The following is an 18,813-nucleotide window of genomic DNA, read 5'->3' as shown; positions in this document are numbered from 1 at the left end:
GCGCCGACCCCGCGTACTCCGCGGGATCGGCGCCGTCGCTGTCGCCTGAGCTGTCGGGCCTGTTACAGACCGATCGACGCGGCCAGCATTGGCCACGACTTGTGCAGGTCGTCCTGCCAGTAGCCCCACGAGTGGGTGCCGTTCGGCCGGAAGTCGACGACGGCCGGGATGCCGAGCTCACCGAGCCGCTTGGACAGGTTGTTGGTGCAGATCAGGGTCGCGCCCTCGATCACGCCGCCGAGCAGCGCCTGGTTCGCCAGACCGGAGATGCCGCCGGTCTCCTCCAGGTTGTCGTGCGCTCCGGGCAGTCCATTGCCGGAGGAGATGTACAGCTGGGTCCCGCGCAGCTTCTCGGCGTTGACGACCGGGTCGTTCGCCACCCAGGCCGCGTCGTTCTTCGCGCCCCACATGTTCTCGACCTTGGCGCCGCCCCGCGACTCGACGACCATCTTGATGTAGGCCCGGCCCATGTCGGTGCTGGTCTCGGCGCAGCCACTGTAGGAGGCGACGCTCTTGTAGAGACCGGGGGCCGCGATCGCCATGTTGAGCACCGAGGTGCCGGTCATGGAGATGGCCGCCATCGAGTTCACGCCGTTGGCCTTGAACTCGGAGTCAATCAGCGGCGGCAGTTCCTTGGTCAGGAAGGTCGTCCACTTGTTCTTGCCGAGCTTCGGGTCGTCCTTCTGCCAGTCGGTGTAATAGCTGAAGGCGCCACCGACAGGGGTCACCACGTTCACGTTCTTGTCCGCGAAGAACGTCGCGACATCCGTGCGGCGCTGCCAGGTGGCCGAATCCTCGCCGCCGCCCGCGCCGTTGAGCAGGTACAGGGTCGGCCTCGGTGCGCTGCTGTCCATCGGGCGCTGAACCTTGACCGGAATGGTCTTGCCCATCGACGCCGAGTATACGTACGCGGTCACCTGACGCCCGCTGCCCTCGACCCGCTCGATCTTCGAGCCGGACTGCTCGCCCGCGGGTGCTGCGGTGGCGACTCCGCCCGCACCGACCAGGGGAAGGATCATCAGGGCCGCTGCGGCCACTGCCAGGCGTGCCTTGCGGGCGCCGGATCGACGAAGGTTGCTCATGTGTGCTGCACCTGACTGTCTAGGGCCGAGATCGGTGGGTGTTCGGTACTTCTCTACAGAACGGGGGTCCACGCGCAGGTACGCATGGACCCTCGGCTTGCCGCGGGTGATCTTACGCAGGCACCGCGCCTGCGTGGTCATCCCGCGTCGACAGTCTTACCCGGAACGTGTACGACTGTCACAGAAATTGCGAAACCGGTTCAACAGCAAGACGACGGCCGGACCCCACACGGGAGTCCGGCCGCCGGCTCGGGGGATCAGCTGAACTTGCTCAGCAGCTGGTAGAGCTCGAAGAGCGAGATGATGGTGCTGATGGAACCCATGTGATCCTCCAAGAATTCGACCTACCGCAGAAACTGCGTGTGACCCCTCGCCACAGGTAATGAAGATAGTGGACCGAGCGTCCAAAACGGTGACCTACGTTGGTCGCTCGGGTGAACAACGCGTTTCCGCAGGCACCACGCCGACGAGCGGGGCCCGGGCCACCCTGTTCGGGTGACCCGGGCCCCGCCGGGTGGAACTGGTGTGGCTGTGGACTAGAAGTCCATGCCGCCCATGCCGCCGGTCGGATCGCCAACGGGCGCTCCGGCCTTCTCCGGCTTGTCGGCGACAACGGCCTCGGTGGTGAGGAACAGAGCCGCGATCGAGGCTGCGTTCTGCAGCGCCGAGCGGGTGACCTTGACCGGGTCGTTGATGCCGGCTTCGAGCAGGTCGCCGTACTCGTTGGTCGCGGCGTTGAGGCCGTGGCCTGCGGGCAGGTTGCGAACCTTCTCCGCGACGACGCCGGGCTCGAGGCCAGCGTTGAACGCGATCTGCTTGAGCGGGGCCTCGAGGGCGACACGAACGATGTTCGCGCCGGTGGCCTCGTCGCCTTCGAGCTTCAGGTCGTCCAGCGCGGGGGCGGACTGCAGCAGGGCCACGCCACCACCGGCGACGATGCCCTCCTCGACGGCGGCCTTGGCGTTGCGCACGGCATCTTCGATGCGGTGCTTGCGCTCCTTGAGCTCGACCTCGGTCGCGGCGCCCGCCTTGATGACGGCGACGCCACCGGCCAGCTTGGCCAGGCGCTCCTGCAGCTTCTCGCGGTCGTAGTCCGAATCCGAGGACTCGATCTCGGCGCGGATCTGGTTGACGCGACCGGCGATGGCGTCGGCGTCGCCTGCACCCTCGACGATGGTGGTCTCGTCCTTGCTGACGACGACCTTGCGGGCGCGGCCGAGCAGCTCGAGTCCGGCGGTCTCCAGGGAGAGGCCGACCTCTTCGCTGATGACCTCGCCACCGGTGAGGATGGCGATGTCGGCGAGCTGCGCCTTGCGACGGTCACCGAAGCCGGGGGCCTTGACGGCGACCGACTTGAAGGTGCCACGGATCTTGTTGACCACCAGGGTGGACAGGGCCTCGCCCTCGACGTCCTCGGCGATGATGACCAGCGGCTTGCCGGACTGGATGACCTTCTCCAGCAGCGGCAGCAGGTCCTTGACCGTGGAGATCTTGGAGCTCACGAGCAGGATGTAGGCGTCCTCGAGGACCGCTTCCTGACGCTCGGCGTCGGTCGCGAAGTACAGCGAGATGAAGCCCTTGTCGAAGCGCATGCCCTCGGTGAGCTCGAGCTGCAGGCCGAAGGTGTTGGACTCCTCGACCGTGATGACGCCTTCCTTGCCGACCTTGTCCATGGCCTCGGCGATGAGCTCACCAATGGACGAGTCGCCAGCCGAGATACCGGCGGTGGCAGCGATCTGCTCCTTGGTCTCGACCTCCTTGGCGGTGTCGAGCAGGCGGGCGGTGACGGCCTCGACGGCCTTCTCGATGCCGCGCTTGAGGCCGAGCGGGTTGGCGCCGGCCGCGACGTTGCGGAGACCCTCACGAACGAGAGCCTGGGCGAGCACGGTGGCGGTGGTGGTTCCGTCGCCGGCGACGTCGTCGGTCTTCTTGGCGACCTCCTTGACCAGCTCGGCGCCGATCTTCTCGTAGGGGTCCTCGAGCTCGATCTCCTTGGCGATGGACACACCATCGTTGGTGATCGTGGGGGCGCCCCACTTCTTCTCCAGGACGACGTTGCGACCCTTGGGTCCCAGCGTCACCTTGACTGCGTCGGCGAGGCTGTTCAGGCCACGCTCGAGGCCGCGACGGGCCTCTTCGTCGAACGCGATGATCTTGGCCATTGCGAAGTGATCCTCCGGATTGGGGTGACACACCAGGCGACCGCTCGTCGGGTCGCCTCATGACGCATTTACGCCTACGGCCAGGCTCGGCGCCCGCGACGGACGACCAGGGGTGTCGATGGGATCCCGATCTCACCGTCCCGACCTGGCACTCGCATGACGCGAGTGCCAAGTGCCTTTTTAGCACTCAGGGGTGGCGAGTGCAAGGTCGGGACGGGTCGGTCAGCGCATCGCGCAGACGGCGCCGGTGTTCAGGTTCACGGCGAAGGACAGCGGTCCGACGCACTTGACGCCGGACGCCTCCGCGGTCGCCCCCGAGCCCCAGCCAGCCACCGAGATGGTCGTGTGACCGTTCGAGGCGTTCGAGTGCGAGATGCCGCCGCCGATGGCGTACGCATGGGCGGCGCCCGCGTCGCGCGAGGAACTGAGCGCGACCCCGAAGCCGGTCGCGACGCTGTTCGCGGAACCGCCGTTGGCCACGCTCACCGCGGTGCCACTGTCCATCGCGGTCGCCCCGGCGTTCCCGAGGGTCGCGGTGGCACCGCAGCTCGCGTCACCGATGACCCGGATGTCGTTCGCCGACGGCGGCGAGGCGCAACCGACCTGCGCGGCGGACGCGATGCCGGAGCCGGCGACCGCCATGCCCCCCACGATCGCGACGCCGACCGCCAGACTCGCGCCCGCGCGGGTGATCGAAGGAATGAGGGAGTGGACGCGGGGCATGAGCTGAATCGACACAGAACTCCTCGGAAGCAGAACGAACGGATACCGACGCGACGGTACCCAAGACTCACCCGGCAACGACCGGATCGCCATATCTCGATTCGGCACCGGTTTCCCGCGGGCCGGTCGGGCGACCCCTGCGGCCTCAGTCCCGCAGCTCGGTGAGTAGTTCGGGAAGGTCCGCGACCGAGCCGAGCACATGCCCCGGGGCGGCCTCGGCCGCCTCGAGCACGGACTGGCGGAACTTGCCGGTACGCACCAGCACTCCGACGAATCCGGCGCGCTGGGCCGCCAGCACGTCGTTCTGCAGATCGTCGCCGATCATCACCGTCCGCTCGGGCCTGGTCCCCATCAGCCCGGCGGCCGCCAGGAACCCGGTCGGCGAGGGCTTGCCGACCACGGTGATGCGCGCGTTGCCCGCCGCCTCCAGCCCGGGCAGGTAGGCCCCGGTGTCGATGCGGATGCCCTCCGCGGTGGCCCAGGTCAGTCCGCCCTGCATCGCGACCACCGGCACCCCGTCGAGCATCAGCTCGACCACCCGGCTCAACGTGGCGTGGTCGAACTCGGGCCCGGCCCCGCCGAGCACCACCACCTCCGGCCGGTCGGCGTCGAACTCGATGTCCGTCATGTCCTCGGCGATGTCGCCGTGGTTGATCAGCAGGCAGCGCTCCCCCGGATGCGCCGAGCGAAGGTGCTCGGCGGTGAGCGCGGCGGCCGTGACGATCTCGTCCGCGTCCACCGCCATGCCGCAGTCGCGCAGGGCCGCCGCGATCTCGGCCCTCGTCCTGGAGGTGGTGTTGGTGAGGAAGGCGCGCGCGATGCCGCGGACGGCGGCGAGGGCATCCGCGGCACCCGCGAGCGGTCGCCAGGAGGTGACCAGTACCCCGTCGATGTCGAACAGCACGCCCTCGACCGCGGCCACGGTTCACGACCCCGGCTTCTCCGCGACCACGAAGGTCCGGACGAAGGGGAAGACGGTCCCGAACGGGCCGCGCGGATAGGCCTGCCGCAGGCGGGCCCCGTACTCGGCCTCGAAGTCGGCCGTCTCGGCGGCGGACAGCCGATCGAGGACCGGCCGCAATCCGGTCCCGCGTACCCACTCCAGCACGGGATCGGGCCCCGGCAGCAGGTGCTGGTACTCGGTCCGCCAGGCCGCGACCCGCAGGCCGGCGCCCAGCAGCAGCTCGAGATACTCAGCGGGCTCGGCCACCGGGCCGTCGTGGCGCAGCACCCCGCCCAGTCGTTCGCGCCACCGCGGCGACTCGGCGATCTCGCGCATCGACCGGTGCGAGGGCGAACCGAAGTTCGCGGGCACCTGGAAGGCGAGCCAGCCGCCGGGGTGGAGCTCGGCCGCCCACCTCGTCAGCAACTCGCGGTGCGACGGCACCCATTGCAGCAGGGCGTTGCTCACCAGCACGTCGACGCCGGCGGCGGAGAAGTCCTCCGCGCCGCCCAGCGCGAACTCGACGCGCCCCTGGCGGTGGGCGCCGACGGCCTCGGCGATCATCTCCGGCGACGAGTCGATGCCGAGCACGGCGGCGCCCGGCCACCGCTCCGCCAGCGTCGCGGTCAGCGTGCCCGGCCCACAGCCGAGGTCGACGACCCGGCGCGGGTCGACGGCCCCGATCTGCCCGACCAGATCGAAGAACGGCCGGCGTCGCTCCGCCCCGAACAGCGAGTACTGCGCCGGATCCCACTGCACCGCACCCGCGGACCGCGGCGCGGCCCCTCGCTCCGGATCGGGTCGGCCGGCGCTAATGGACGTGGTCCTGCCAGTCCGTGGGCACCCGGCCCGCCGGGCCGGGCACCGGCTGGTCGACCGGGTGGTGCCGCGGCGCGGCCAACTCGGGTCCGTCGTACATCTGCTCGGTCTGGAAGTTCCAGAACCAGTCCTCGCCCGGCTCGAAGCTCTGGATGAACGGGTGCCCGGTCGCCGCCGCGTGCGCGGTCGCGTGCTGGCCCGGCGAGGTGTCGCAGCACCCGACGTGCCCGCACTGGGCGCATCGGCGCAGGTGCACCCACCAGCCCCCGCCCGCGTCGCAGTCGGCACAACCCGGCCCACTCGGTGCGACGTCCGGATCGATCCCGGCAATCTCGGTCATCGTGATCCTCCCGTGCGTGCGACGGTTCGGTCCTGGGGTCGAGTATGCCGCGAAGTCAGCGACGCGCGCGCCCCTTGGCGGCGAGCGCATTGAGGACCGCCGCGGCCTGCTCTGCGCCGTCGACGGTGACGGTGAACCGGGAACCGTCGCCGCGCGTGATGCGCAGCGCCGCGCCGGGCCGGATGATGAGTCCGGTGCCGTCGGGGCCTACCCGGTAGCCGAACCCGCCGAACCTGTTCAGGATCCCGACCGCGGCGACGTCGGCCTCCGCGATCTCGTCGAGCGGGATGCGGGTCGGCCTGCCGGTGATCGGGGTCCGGGCCGACAGCCCGGTGGCGTCGACCGTGACGCGAACCGGCGCCAGCACCAGGGCCATCAGCGCAGCCGAGACCGCGGCGACCACCAGCACCAGGACGATCGAACTCGATCCGAAGGCGACCAGCCCGAGCACCACCCCGACGGGGACCACGCCGACCACGGCGGCCAACCAGGGCGGCATCGCGGCCGACCCGGACCAGGCGACCTTCTCGCCGTCCCCCAGCGCGATGCGCGGCGCGTCCGCGCTGGGCGCACGGTGCGCGGTGGCGGCTCCCGGCGTGGGCGACGCCGCGTACCCGACCGCGGCCGCGGCCATGCCCAGCACCGCGGGCAACGCGATCCACCAGCCACTCAGCGAGGCCTCGGCGGCGTCCGCGAGGCCGCGCTGCGGGGCGAGCAGCGTGACCGGCAGGGCAGCGACGAAGGCACTGGTGCCCGACCCCACCGCGGCACCGACCCGAGCCGACCGCAGGTCCCGCCGGGTCAGCAGGAGCAGCAGCAGGCACAGGCCCAGCGCGAACGCGAGGCCGATCAGCGGTGACCACCGCGCGGCGCCCGGCGAGCCGAACCCGTCCGCCGCACCACCCGGACCGAAATGCACGGCCACCGGGTCCGGCAGCTCCGCGGACCAGGCCCCGATCAGGGCGACCGCGCCCACCGCGACGAACGCGGGCGGCAGCACGGTTGCGGTGAGGGCCCGGATCCAGCCGACCCTGGGGAATGAGTTCGAGGCGGTCATTGCATCTCCTTCGTGACGAGTGCGGTGAGTTCGGTGGCGCCCATGCCGATCCGACGGGCCTCGGCGACCAGGTTGCGGAGCGCCTCCTGCAGCCGGCCGCGGGTGGTCGCGTCGGCCGTGACCACCGCTCCGCGCCCGCGCCGCAGTTCGATCAGGCCCTCGTCGCGCAGCAGTTGGTAACCCCGCAACACGGTGTGGACATTCAGATCGAGCGAGGCCGCCAGGTCGCGGGCAACCGGGAGTCGCTCGCCCGGTGCCGCCTCGCCGACGGCGATGGCCCTGCGCACGCTCGAGGCGACCTGTTCATAGAGCGGCTCCGCCGCGGTCTGGTCGATTCGTATCAGCACGCTTTGATTCTATTGTTCTAGTTCCAATAGAACAACTTATCCAGGCGAGAGTGCATCTACATGTGCGTCTACCGGGAGAAGACGACGGGAACTGCGCACTCGGCGCCGGCGCGGTGGGTCAGAACCGGCCGCGTTCGACGTCTTCCCTCTCGCCGTCGGTCAGCAACCGCTCGAGCTTCTCGTCCGGCCACGACTTGGGACGACCCTTCATCCGGGCCGACTCGAGAATCGGGACGGCATCGTGTCGCGCATGCTGGAGAACGACTGGGATCTTCACGACGGATCACTCCGGTGTCTGCCTGGTTCAAATGCTTCGTGGATACATTTTTCATCGTCCATCATCCCCCCGGCATTACAGCGAAATCCACCCTTGAGGGGCACCGATTGCCTTTCTCGGGCGCGCCAACGACCTGCTCGCGGGTTCCCGGCGGCGATACCCTGGAAACAGCTCCTGCACCGGAGGATCCGGAGGTGGCCCGTGCGTGATCGATCCGCCGCGCTGGCCCTCGCGCTGCTCGTCGCCGGCTGCGCGACCGCCACCGACACAACCACCCCCGAGACCTCCGACGGAACCACCTCCGCTGCACGCAGCGTGGTCGCGGCCGCCCCGCCGAACGTCGAGGTGACCGAGCTCCTGACCGGACTGAACAAGCCGTGGGACGTCGCGGTCGCGCCGGACGGCACCCTCCTCACCGGGCAGCGCGGCGGCGGCTTCGTGGCGCGGCGACCCGACGGCTCGGTCACCAGGCCTGCCGCCGACCTGTCCGACCTCTACGTCTCCGGGGAGACCGGCCTGATGGGCATCGCACTCGATCCCGGGTTCGCGAGCAACCGCCGCGTGTTCACCTGCCAGGGACACCGGACCGACGGGCCAATAGACGTCCGCCTCCTGTCATGGACGGTGGACCCGGAGTGGACAGCACTGACAAGGACGGGCGAGGTGCTCACCGGTCTGCCCAGCACGGGCGGGCGGCACGCGGGCTGCCGGATCCTCCCCGCACCCGACGGCACCCTGTTCGTCGGTACCGGCGACGCCACCATCCCCACGGCCCCCCAGGACCCGCACTCGCTGGGCGGCAAGGTGCTGCACATCGACACCGACGGATCCCCCGCGGCCGGGAACCCCGATCCGGCCAGCCCCGTCTACACCCTCGGCCACCGCAACGTGCAGGGACTCAGCTTCCGCCCCGGCAGCGGGCAGTTGTACTCGGTGGAGCAGGGCACCCACCGCGACGACGAGGTGAACGCGCTGGTGCCCGCGGGCAACTACGGCTGGCGACCCGACCTCGAACCCGGCCGGTACATCGAGGCCGTGCCGATGACCGACCCCGATCGGGTCCCCGGCGCACGCGAGGCCGTGTGGAGTTCGGGCACACCGACGCTCGCCACCGCCAGCGGGTCGTTTCTCCTCGGCCCCGGCTGGGGCGACTGGTCGGGCGCGCTCGCGGTCGGGACACAGCAGGGAGAGAAGGTCCTGCTGCTGGGCCTGACCCCGGACGGGCTCGGGGTCGAGCGCCAGACCTCCCTGCTCGACGGTCGGTACGGCCGGATCCGCACGGTCAGCGGACAGCCGGACGGAACGCTGCTCGTCACCACCGACAACGGCCGCGACGATGTCGTGCTCCGGCTGACTCCACGCCCCTGACCCCGGCCCGTGCCAAGATCGGGCCTTGACGAACGCCCGCGATCCGGCAAGATATCCGTAACGGTGCGTAGCACTAATCCTCGAGAACCGGAGAAGCCCCAGTGACGAACACCCTCGAAGCGAGCATCGAGATCGCCGCTCCCCCCGCCGCGGTGTGGGCCGTGGTCTCGGACCTCAAGCGAATGGGCGAGTGGAGCCCGCAGTGCCGGCGGATGCACGTCTTCGGCGAGGTCACCCACGGCACCAAGACGTTCAACGTCAACAAGAAGGGCCTGCTGATCTGGCCGACCACCTCGAGGGTGGTCCGCTTCGAGCCGAACAAGGCCATCGCGTGGCGCGTCGTGGACAACCACACCATCTGGACCTACGAGCTGACCGCCACCGCGAACGGCACCACCGTGACCGAGCGCCGCGAGGCACCGACCGGCACCACCAAGATCTCGTCCTTCCTCATCGACAAGCTGATGGGCGGCACCGCCGACTTCGAGGCCGACATGATCGCGGGCATGAACACCACCCTCGCCCGGATCAAGTCGACCGTCGAGTCGACGGCCGCCGCACGGGCCTGACCGTCAGCGTTCCTGCCTGAGCAGCGCCGCGACCTCGTGTTGGTCGCGGCGTTGCGCGTTCTCGAGAGCGGTCCGGCCGTCCGCGTCCTCGATCGTGGGGTCGGCGCCCGCCGCCAGCAACTGCCCGATCACGTCGAGATAGCGGGCCGACCCGTCGCCGTAGACGACCGCCTCGAGCAGCGCGGTCCAGCCCGGCTCGTTGACGTGATTCACCGGCACGCCCGCCGCGATCAGCGTCCGCACCGTCGAGACGTGCCCGTGCTCGGCGGCCGGGATCAGCGCGGTGCCGCCGTACCGGTTGGTGGCGGCCACATCCGCACCGTGCGCCAGCGTCAACGCCAGGATCTCGTCGAGACCCTCGGCGCCGGCGTACAGGAACGCCGAGTCCTCCATGTCGTCCTTCGCGTTCACGTCGGCGCCGGCCGCCACGAGCACCCGGGCCGCATTCACCGAGTTCGACTTCGCCGCGGCCACCAGCGGGGTCCGACCACCGTTCCCGCGGACCTCGAGCGCCGCGCCACCGGCCAACGCCGCGCGCACCGCGTCGGCATCGTCCACCCGGACCGCCGCGAACAGCGCCCGCTCCAGCTCCGGGGTCGAGACAAGCACGGGCTCCGGCACGGGCACGGACGCCGGCGAGGACGCGGGGACCGGGGCGGTGGGCGGCGACGCGCCCACCGCCGGGTCCTGGCCGGCACAGGCGGCGCACGCGGCCACCGCCGCGGCGAGGACGACGGCGGCGGACGCGCGCCTCATGTGGGCGTTCATCGCTACCCCAGCGATCCGGCGATGGCCTCGAGCCCAGCCGCGGCGCAGGCCTGATCGGCCATGCCGTCCGGGGCCCCGCCGACACCGATGCCCGCGATGGAGGCGTTGCCCGCCTTCACGCTGACGCCGCCCGGCAGGAACAGCGTGCCGTCGATGTCCGCGACGGTGGCGCCGTCACCCTTGGCGCGACCGGCCAGATCACTGGTGTTGGCACCGAAAGCCGCTGCCGTGTAGCCCTTCTGGCGAGCCGCCTCGACGGTGTGCTGGGCCGCGTTGTCGCCGCGCAGCATCGCCTGCACGTTGCCGTTGCGGTCGACCACCGCCACGGTGACGAAGCCGAGCCCGTCGGCCTGGCACTTCGCGAGCGCGGCCTGTGCGGCCGTGCCCGCGGCCCCCACGGTCAATCGGTTCGCGGTCGCCGTGCCCTTCGCGGCCTGGTCGCCCGGGGCCTGCGCGGCGGCCACGGCGGTGGTGGCGACCGGGGTCGCGGACGCCTCCGTCTCGTCGATCCCGCTGCCGCACGCGGCGGTGGCGAGGATCGCGGCCAGCGGGACGGTGACGGCGAGGGTCTTGGGCAGGCGGCGGGAGAGGTTCATCGGGTGAGCCTTTCGGTAGTCGAGCTGATGGATTCCAGCCTCGCCGCCGGACCCACCCGCCCACATCGGGCCGATGTCTGCCTCTCGATCAGCCATCCGGGGGCGACGAAATCATCCGAATGGCCGATCCGGCCGCCGCGCCCCCTCCGTAGGATCGAGCCGATGTCCAGTCCTGTCAGCGCCCGTGGCGACCAGATCCCGGCCGGCCGGGACTTCCGCGGACCGATCGATGTCGCGATCCACGTCTCGTTCTACGTGCTGCTGGCGACCTCGACCGCCCGGTACCTGACCTATCACGGCGTCAGTAGCCGTTTCGTCATCGTCGCGGCCCTGATCGTCGCGCTGGCCGCGCTCTACACGGTGACCGTGCTCCTGTCCCGAGGGGCAGGCGCCTGGCAGCCATGGGTGTGGCCGGTGCTGACCACCTGGGCGGTGCTGGTGTGGCTGGCGCCGAGCTTCGCGTGGTGCGCGTTCCCGATGTTCTTCCTCTGCACCCGCGCGTTCTCGAACAGGACGGCATACCTGATCGTCGCGGCGCTCGCCGTGATCACCAGCCTCGCCTTCTTCAACTTCAGCGGCCGCACCGAGTGGGCCGTGCTGATCGGCCCGCTCTGCACCGGCGCCCTCGTGGTGATCGCGTACGGCCAGATCGAACGGGACAGCCGGGAACGCGTCCGCCTGCTCGAACAGGTCGCCGAGGCGAACTCGCGGCTCGCCGAGACCGAACGCGCGGCGGGGGTGCTGTCCGAACGCGAACGGCTCGCCCGCGAGATCCACGACACCGTCACCCAGGGCCTGACCAGCAGCCTGCTGCACCTCGAGGCCGCGGACCTCGCCTGGGACCAGCCGAACTCACCCGCGCGTGAGGAGGTGCGGACCGCGACCGCGTCGCTGCGCGAGAACCTCGCCGAGACCAGGAACCTGGTGCACTACCTCGCCTCTCCCAACCTCGAGACCCAGACGCTGGACGCGGCCCTGCTCAGCGCCGCGCGGGGTCACTTCCCTGCGGCGCAGCTGCGGGTGACAGGGACACCGGTGCCACTGCCTGCCGAGGTCGGGCACGCGCTGTTGCGGATCACCCAGAGCGCGGTGTCGAACGTCGCCAGGCACGCGGACGCGCAGACTCTCGGGGTGACCCTCACCTACCTGCCCGGCGCCGTCGCCCTCGACGTGTTCGACGACGGCCGTGGGTTCGCGGCCGACGCCGTCGGCGACCATTCCCCTGCCGGCGGGTTCGGCCTCCGCGCGATGCGCCAGCGGGTGCAGGCGCTCGGCGGCACGCTCAATGTGGAGAGCGCCCCCGGCGAGGGCACCGTCGTCGCCGCCCAGATCCCCTACGGAGGCGAGCGATGACCGCGACAACGGTGATGCTGGTCGACGATCACCTGGTGGTGCGGGCCGGCCTCCGGGCCCTGCTCGACTCGCAGCCCGACATCGAGGTGATCGGCGAGGCCGATTCCGGCGAGCAGGCCGTGGACATGGCCGCGGAGCTCGCGCCGCGGCTGGTGATGATGGACCTCGCGCTCGGCGCGGGCATCGACGGTGTCGAGGCGATCCGCCGGATCCGCGCGGCCTGCCCTGCGCTGCCGGTGCTGGTGTTCACCACCTACGACACCGATGCCGACGTGGTCCGGGCCATCGATGCAGGCGCCATCGGCTACCTGCTCAAGGATTCGGCGCCGCAGGAGATCTTCGCCGCCATCCGCGGGGCGGTCGCGGGCCAGAGCGTGCTGTCGCCGCCGGTGGCATCGCGGTTGCTGCAGCAGATGCGGCGTCCCGACGAGGCGCTCACCGCGCGCGAGGCCGAACTGCTCACCCTGCTCGCCGAGGGCCTGACCAACAAGGAACTCGGCAGGCGGCTGTTCATCAGCGAGGCCACCGTCAAGACGCACCTCGCGCACATCTACGCCAAGCTCGGGGTGGACACCAGGGCGGCGGCGGTCTCGGTCGCGTTGCGCCGCGACGGGATTCGCTGACCGCCGCTGTCGGTGGCCAGGCCTACGGTCGTGCTCCCACCCGACGGAAGGCAGACGATGAGCGAAGCGGACCCGATCATGACCGGCATCATGGCCGCGCAGGAACTGGCGAACGGCGGCGACAGGGCGGGAGCCCGCGCGGCGTTCGCGACCTTGTGGGAGGGGATCGGGCCCGACGGGGACCCGCTGCACGCCGTCACGCTCGCCCACTACATGGCCGACGTGCAGGACGAGCCGGCGGACGAGCTCGACTGGGACCTGCGCGCGCTGGAGGCGGCGGACTCCCTCACCGACGAGCGCGCCCAGCGATACCACTCGTCGCTGCAGGTGGCGGGCTTCTATCCGTCGCTGCACCTGAACCTCGCCGCCGACTACGCCAAGCTCGGCGACGACGACGAGGCACGGGCCCACCTCGAGCGCGCGGAGGCGTGCGTCTCCACGCTGTCGGACGACGGTTACGGCGCGACCGTCCGCGGCGGCATCGCCCGGCTGCGGGAAAGGCTCTCCCAGGCCGGGTGAGGCAACCGGCGGCGGGTCCGTTCACCCAGCTCAGCGGCGGCCGGGTCCCCCTCCCGGGCCCGTCTCGGCTAGCCTGTGGGGTGCCCGAGCCCGGCCTCGAAGCCGCCTGGGCGCACGTTCTCGCCGGACAGCAAGACGACACAGTAAGAGGAGCCCGTGGCCCGCCGCCCCATCCCGATTGGCACCCCGCAAACCACCGGTCTCGCGCACGTCGCGGAACTGGTCCGCAACACGGTTCCGCCGCTGCACCCGGCCGGGATCCCGTTCGTCGTGGCGCCGCTGACGGTCGCGCTGCTCGGGCGCAACCGCAAGTGGGTCCGCCGCGCGGGCCTCGCGGCCGCGGGCGCCAGTGCCGCCTTCTTCCGCCACCCGCACCGGGTGCCGCCGAACCGCGCGAACGTCGTGGTCTCCCCCGCCGACGGCGAGGTCGCCCTCGTCGACACCGCCGTCCCGCCCGCCGAGCTGAACATGGGCGACGTCCCGGTCCCGCGGGTGAGCATCTTCCTCTCCGTGCTCGACGTGCATGTGCAGCGCAGCCCCGTCGCGGGCGAGGTGCTCGCCGTGGTCCACAAGCCGGGCAAGTTCCTCTCCGCCGACCTCGCCGAGGCCAGTGACGCCAACGAGCGCAACTCGATGCTGCTGCGCACCGAGGCCGGTCACGAGATCGCCGTCGTGCAGATCGCCGGACTGCTGGCCCGGCGCATCGTGTGCGATGCCAAGGTCGGCGACCGGCTCCCGATCGGCGACACCTACGGCCTGATCCGGTTCGGGTCCCGGGTGGACACCTACTTCCCCCAGGGCACCACGTTGATGGTGGAGCGGGGCCAGCGCGCCATCGGCGCCGAAACCGTCCTCGCCCAGCTCCCGTGAACACGCCGAAGCGCACCGTCGCCGCGGCGGTGACGGCCAGGAGGACGGCCGCGTCCGGGCTGTTCCTGCTGCCGAGCACCATCACGATCCTGGCGCTGTGCGGCGGCCTGTCCGCGGTCAAGTTCGCCCTCGACGGCAAGCTCGGCATCGCCCTCGCCATGATCGGTGCGGCCGCCGTGCTGGACTCGCTGGACGGCCGGATCGCCCGGCTGCTCGACGCCACCAGCAAGATCGGCGCCGAGCTCGACTCGCTGTCCGACGCCATCTCGTTCGGCGTCGCCCCTGCCCTGGTGCTGTACGTGACGCTGCTCGACGGCGGCAGCGCCGGCTGGATCATCGCGCTCGTCTACGCGGTCAGCATCGTGCTGCGGCTCGCCCGCTTCAACACCCTGCTCGACGACGACTCGGCGCCCGCATACGCGAGCGAGTTCTTCGTCGGCGTGCCCGCCCCCGCGGGCGCGCTGATCGCGTTGACGCCCCTCGCCGCCTACATCCAGTGGGGCGACGGCTGGTGGTCGTCCTTCTACGTGGTCGCCATCTGGACCATCCTGTCCGCCGCGCTGATCGTCAGCCGGGTGCCCACCCTGGCGATGAAGACCTTCGCCGTGCCGAAGCGGATGGCCGCGGCGCTGCTGGTGGTCGTCGCGCTGGTCGCGGCAGCCCTGGTCACCTACCCGTTCGTCCTGATGATCGTCCTGGTCTTCGCGTACCTCGTGCACATCCCGTTCGCGGTCCGCTCCAAGCGCTGGGTCGCCGCGCGCCCCGAGGTGTGGGACGTCAAACCGGCCGAGCGACGGGCGATCCGGCGGGCACCGACGGGCGACCGCGGCCGCGTCTCCGCCGCGCGACTCGGACTGCGCCGCCCCCGGTAGGCCGGCCGCGTCGTCGGCGTCACCAACGCCGACGACGCACCCTTTTTCATCAGATCGCACAGCCATTGCACGCCGAACCGCTGTGCGATCTCGTCAACTCGTGTGTGAACCGGTCGATACCTGCGCGGAATCCGGCAGACCTGGGCTGCGCACTAGGCTGATCCACGTGAACTCTCCGGAACTCGCGCTCACCGCCCGGTTGAACACCTCCGCCTCCGACGCCCGCCGCGGCGTGGTGCGGCTGCACCCCGAGGCGCTGGCCGCACTGGGGCTGCGCGAGTGGGACGGCATCGCCGTGATCGGCGCCAGGCGCACCGCCGCAGTTGTCGCGCTTGCGCCCGCCGCCACCCCGACCGGCACCGCGCTGCTCGACGACGTCACCCTCTCCAACGCCGGACTCAAAGAGAATGCGCGCGTGGTGCTCTCACCCGTGACCGTGTACGGCGCCAGGTCCGTCACCGTCAACGGGTCGGCCCTCGCGGCGGCGTCGATCCCCGACACCACGCTGCGGCAGGCGCTGCTCGGCAAGGTGCTCACCGTCGGCGACACGGTCTCGCTGCTCCCCCGCGACCTCGGCCCCGGCACCAGCACCGCGGGCGCGACGCAATCGCTGGCGCGCACCTTCGGTGTCGCCTGGACCTCGGAATTGCTCACCGTGACATCCGTCGAGCCCGCGGGACCGGTGAGCGTGCAACCCAATTCGGCGGTCAGCTGGGGCAGCGGTGTCGCCGTACCCGGTTCGGGCGCGGCGCCGTCCGTCGAGACGCCCACCGCACCGGCCCCCGCACCGGCACCCGCACCCGTTCCGTTGGCCGACCTGGTCGGCGTCGACGCCCAGGCCGCCAAGCTCAGCGAGTGGCTGAAGCTGGCACTGGACGAGCCGGAGTTGCTGCACACGCTCGGGGCGTCGCCGCATCTCGGCGTGCTCGTCACCGGGCCCGCCGGCGTGGGCAAGGCGACACTGGCGCGGGCGGTACTCGCCGAGCGCACCGTGGTCGCGCTGGACGGACCCGGGATCGGCGCGCTCGATTCGGCCACCAGGCTGCAGCGGGTGTCGGACGCGGTGGCCCGCCTCACCGGCGCCGCGGCAGGCGAGCCGCACGAGCGCGGCGTGCTGCTCATCACCGACATCGACGCGCTGCTGCCCGCCGAGCCGGAACCGGCCTCCACGCTGATCCTCGACGAGCTGCGGCGCGCGGTGGACACCCCGGGTTGCGCGTTCGTCGCGACCACCGCCCATCCCGATTCGCTCGACGACCGGGTCCGCGGCCAGGACCTGTGCGACCGCGAACTCACCGTTGCGCTCCCCGACGGCAGGCTGCGCAGGGCGCTGCTGGAGCAGATGCTGCGCAAGGTCCCCACCACCGACCTCAAGCTCGATGAGATCGCCGCGCGAGCACCGGGTTTCGTCGCCTCCGACCTCGCCGCCCTGGTCCGGGAGGCGGCGCTGCGTGCCGCGGCGCGCGCCAGCAGCAGCGGGGAGGACCCGAACCTGCTGCAGGAGGACCTGGTCGGCGCCCTCGACGTGATCCGCCCGCTGTCGCGTTCGGGGACCGAGGAGTTGGCGATCGGCAGCGTCACCCTCGACGACGTCGGGGACATGGTCGAGACCAAGCAGGCCCTCACCGAAGCGGTGTTGTGGCCGCTACAGCACCCGGATTCCTTTGCCCGCCTTGGAGTCGACCCGCCGCGCGGGGTGCTTCTGTACGGCCCGCCCGGGTGCGGCAAGACCTTCGTGGTCCGCGCCCTCGCCAGCTCCGGTCAGCTCAGCGTGCACGCGGTCAAGGGCGCCGAACTGATGGACAAGTGGGTGGGGGCATCGGAGAAGGCGGTCCGTGAGCTGTTCCAGCGGGCCCGCGACTCGGCCCCCTCGCTGATCTTCCTCGACGAGGTGGACGCGCTTGCCCCGCGCCGGGGGCAGAGCTCCGACTCCGGCGTCACCGACCGGGTGGTGGCCTCGCTGCTCACCGAACTGGACGGTGTCGAACCGCTGCGCGACGTGGTGGTGCTCGCCGCGACCAACCGGCCGGACCTGATCGACCCGGCGCTGCTGCGCCCCGGCCGGATCGAGCGGCTGGTCTTCGTGCCGCCGCCGGACGCCGAGGCGCGCAAGCAGATTCTGCAGACCGCAGGGAAGTCGATCCCGCTCGAGGCGGACGTCGACCTCGACGCGCTGGCCGAGGATCTCGACGGGTACTCGGCGGCGGACTGCGCGGCGCTGCTGCGGGAGGCGGCGCTTGCCGCCATGCGCCGCAGCGTGGACGCGGCGGACGTGACCGCCGCCGACGTCGCCGCGGCCAGGAAGGCGGTCCGCCCGTCCCTTGACCCCGAGCAGGTGGCACACCTCGCGGCGTACGCCGAGAATCGCTGAGGCTACCGGCCGGGTGTCCACGGGACTAGCATCCCTGAGCATGCCGAGCCGCCGCCTGTTCCGCCCGCTCGCCCGCGCCTGCACCACCCTGCTCGTGTTCGTCGGAGCCGTCGCGATCGCGGCTCCGCACGTCTCGGCCGCTCCGCCCCCGGCGTCGGCGACCACCTGGCTGTGCAGGCCAGGTCAGGCCGACGACCCGTGCGGCGGTAGGTCCGGCGCGCCGATCGACTGCTTCTACATCTATCCCACGGTGTCGTTGCAGCAGTCCTCGAACGCGAACCTCGACCCCTCGCCCGAACTGCGCGGGGTTGCCGGGCTGCAGGCGGCGCCCTTCGGTGCGAACTGCAACGTGTGGGCTCCGGTGTATCGGCAGAGCACGCTGCGCGCGCTGTTCACCGGAACGGGGCCGGAACGCAGTGCGGCATCCCATCTCGCATACGAGGACGTCGAACACGCCTGGGACGACTACCTCGCCCACCACAACAACGGGCGTGGCGTGGTCCTCATCGGGCACTCCCAGGGCACCTTCATGCTGCGGGCACTCATCCGCAATCGCATCGACGGGAAACCCATCCAGTCACAACTGGTTTCGGCGCTCTTGATCGGGGGGAACGTCCTGGTCCGCAAGGGCGAACGGGTAGGCGGCGACTTCAGCTTCGTCCCGGCGTGCACCGGCCCGGCGCAGATCGGGTGCGTGATCGCGTACTCGGCGTACTCGAAGGCGCCGCCGCCCGACACCGCCTTCGGGCTGGCGCCCCAGTCCCCCGGCACGTCCACCCAAGCGAACCTGCCCTCCGGCCCCGAGTACGAGGTGCTGTGCACCAATCCGGGATCGCTGCGCGACAACACCAACTCCCCGATCCGCGGAATTCTCGCAGGTCGGGAGGTGGACGAATTCCGCGCCCAATGCACAGGAGGGGACGGGCCGCATGTGCTCATGGTCGACGGCCCTGGCGCCGGCCTATTGCCCGCGATTCCGCGAGAGAACTGGGGACTGCACCAAATAGACATCAACCTCGCGCAGCGGGACCTGGTCGACCTCGTCGGCGCCCAGAGTGCCGTCTATACGCACTGAGGCGCTGCGCGTCGCGGTGCACTCACGGTGGTCCGCGTGAATACTCGAGTGACCGGCGAGCGACACCGACCATGAAGAG

At 71.1% G+C, this 18,813-nt stretch carries 20 protein-coding genes; 9 read left to right on the top strand and 11 right to left on the bottom strand.

From position 1 onward, the window contains the following. Positions 1–62: 62 nt before the first annotated feature. The 9 genes from ACWFRB_RS22710 to ACWFRB_RS22670 all read right to left on the bottom strand — a co-directional run bounded on the left by ACWFRB_RS22710 (position 63) and on the right by ACWFRB_RS22670 (position 7,750). Positions 63–1,082, bottom strand: coding sequence for an alpha/beta hydrolase (locus ACWFRB_RS22710; protein WP_452643501.1), 1,020 nt, complete (start codon positions 1,080–1,082; stop codon positions 63–65). A gap of 536 nt (positions 1,083–1,618) precedes the next feature. Then, positions 1,619–3,244, bottom strand: coding sequence for a chaperonin GroEL (gene groL, locus ACWFRB_RS22705; RefSeq protein WP_027501235.1), 1,626 nt, complete (start codon positions 3,242–3,244; stop codon positions 1,619–1,621). Between the two features lie 222 nt (positions 3,245–3,466). Then, positions 3,467–3,967 (bottom strand): DUF6764 family protein, encoded by a 501-nt coding sequence (locus tag ACWFRB_RS22700; RefSeq protein WP_452643504.1) that lies wholly within the window; start codon positions 3,965–3,967, stop codon positions 3,467–3,469. Positions 3,968–4,112: 145 nt separating this feature from the next. Beyond that, positions 4,113–4,889 (bottom strand): HAD-IIA family hydrolase, encoded by a 777-nt coding sequence (locus tag ACWFRB_RS22695; protein ID WP_452643500.1) that lies wholly within the window; start codon positions 4,887–4,889, stop codon positions 4,113–4,115. Between the two features lie 3 nt (positions 4,890–4,892). Beyond that, positions 4,893–5,669 (bottom strand): methyltransferase domain-containing protein, encoded by a 777-nt coding sequence (locus ACWFRB_RS22690; RefSeq protein WP_452643499.1) that lies wholly within the window; start codon positions 5,667–5,669, stop codon positions 4,893–4,895. 52 nt (positions 5,670–5,721) lie between these two features. Continuing rightward, positions 5,722–6,069, bottom strand: a complete 348-nt coding sequence (locus tag ACWFRB_RS22685) for a UBP-type zinc finger domain-containing protein (RefSeq protein WP_452643498.1) — start codon at positions 6,067–6,069, stop codon at positions 5,722–5,724. A gap of 55 nt (positions 6,070–6,124) precedes the next feature. Further along, positions 6,125–7,126: a DUF1648 domain-containing protein gene (locus tag ACWFRB_RS22680; protein ID WP_452643497.1), complete on the bottom strand. Its 1,002-nt coding sequence runs from the start codon at positions 7,124–7,126 to the stop codon at positions 6,125–6,127. After that, positions 7,123–7,473 (bottom strand): GntR family transcriptional regulator, encoded by a 351-nt coding sequence (locus ACWFRB_RS22675; RefSeq protein ID WP_452643496.1) that lies wholly within the window; start codon positions 7,471–7,473, stop codon positions 7,123–7,125. Before ACWFRB_RS22675 ends, ACWFRB_RS22680 begins: the two co-directional genes overlap by 4 nt. A 118-nt stretch (positions 7,474–7,591) precedes the next feature. Further along, on the bottom strand, positions 7,592–7,750 hold the full coding sequence (locus ACWFRB_RS22670; RefSeq protein WP_452643495.1) for a hypothetical protein: 159 nt from the start codon (positions 7,748–7,750) through the stop codon (positions 7,592–7,594). Between the two features lie 201 nt (positions 7,751–7,951). Between ACWFRB_RS22670 and ACWFRB_RS22665 the strand changes: the two genes are divergently transcribed. Both ACWFRB_RS22665 and ACWFRB_RS22660 read left to right on the top strand, forming a co-directional pair. Next, on the top strand, positions 7,952–9,118 hold the full coding sequence (locus ACWFRB_RS22665) for a PQQ-dependent sugar dehydrogenase (RefSeq protein ID WP_452643494.1): 1,167 nt from the start codon (positions 7,952–7,954) through the stop codon (positions 9,116–9,118). A gap of 101 nt (positions 9,119–9,219) precedes the next feature. Next, positions 9,220–9,687, top strand: a complete 468-nt coding sequence (locus ACWFRB_RS22660; RefSeq protein ID WP_452643493.1) for an SRPBCC family protein — start codon at positions 9,220–9,222, stop codon at positions 9,685–9,687. A 3-nt stretch (positions 9,688–9,690) separates the two neighbouring features. Here ACWFRB_RS22660 and ACWFRB_RS22655 read toward each other — a convergent pair whose 3' ends face one another. Beyond that, positions 9,691–10,443: an ankyrin repeat domain-containing protein gene (locus tag ACWFRB_RS22655; protein WP_452643492.1), complete on the bottom strand. Its 753-nt coding sequence runs from the start codon at positions 10,441–10,443 to the stop codon at positions 9,691–9,693. 14 nt (positions 10,444–10,457) lie between these two features. Continuing rightward, positions 10,458–11,051, bottom strand: a complete 594-nt coding sequence (locus tag ACWFRB_RS22650) for a GlcG/HbpS family heme-binding protein (protein WP_452643503.1) — start codon at positions 11,049–11,051, stop codon at positions 10,458–10,460. A 162-nt stretch (positions 11,052–11,213) separates the two neighbouring features. On the opposite strand from ACWFRB_RS22650, the gene ACWFRB_RS22645 reads away from it, so the two are divergent. The 7 genes from ACWFRB_RS22645 (at position 11,214) to ACWFRB_RS22615 (ending at position 18,734) form a co-directional block, all read left to right on the top strand. Further along, on the top strand, positions 11,214–12,404 hold the full coding sequence (locus tag ACWFRB_RS22645) for a sensor histidine kinase (RefSeq protein ID WP_452643491.1): 1,191 nt from the start codon (positions 11,214–11,216) through the stop codon (positions 12,402–12,404). Further along, positions 12,401–13,027 carry a response regulator gene (locus ACWFRB_RS22640; RefSeq protein ID WP_452643490.1) on the top strand — a complete coding sequence of 209 codons (627 nt, stop codon included), beginning with the start codon at positions 12,401–12,403 and terminating at the stop codon, positions 13,025–13,027. Before ACWFRB_RS22645 ends, ACWFRB_RS22640 begins: the two co-directional genes overlap by 4 nt. Positions 13,028–13,084: 57 nt before the next feature. Then, positions 13,085–13,546 (top strand): hypothetical protein, encoded by a 462-nt coding sequence (locus ACWFRB_RS22635; RefSeq protein WP_452643489.1) that lies wholly within the window; start codon positions 13,085–13,087, stop codon positions 13,544–13,546. 156 nt (positions 13,547–13,702) lie between these two features. Then, positions 13,703–14,416 (top strand): phosphatidylserine decarboxylase, encoded by a 714-nt coding sequence (locus tag ACWFRB_RS22630; protein ID WP_452643488.1) that lies wholly within the window; start codon positions 13,703–13,705, stop codon positions 14,414–14,416. Between the two features lie 59 nt (positions 14,417–14,475). Then, positions 14,476–15,288: a CDP-alcohol phosphatidyltransferase family protein gene (locus ACWFRB_RS22625; protein ID WP_452643502.1), complete on the top strand. Its 813-nt coding sequence runs from the start codon at positions 14,476–14,478 to the stop codon at positions 15,286–15,288. 166 nt (positions 15,289–15,454) lie between these two features. After that, the gene (locus tag ACWFRB_RS22620) at positions 15,455–17,659 is read left to right on the top strand and encodes an AAA family ATPase (RefSeq protein WP_452643487.1); all 2,205 of its coding nucleotides are present in this window, start codon (positions 15,455–15,457) and stop codon (positions 17,657–17,659) included. Positions 17,660–17,699: 40 nt separating this feature from the next. Then, positions 17,700–18,734, top strand: a complete 1,035-nt coding sequence (locus ACWFRB_RS22615) for a DUF3089 domain-containing protein (protein WP_452643486.1) — start codon at positions 17,700–17,702, stop codon at positions 18,732–18,734. Positions 18,735–18,813 lie beyond the last annotated feature (79 nt).

Source organism: Rhodococcus sp. NPDC055112 (assembly GCF_053607505.1).
The sequence above is the reverse complement of the archived record's forward strand: the minus strand, read 5'-3'. Positions and strand labels throughout refer to the sequence as shown.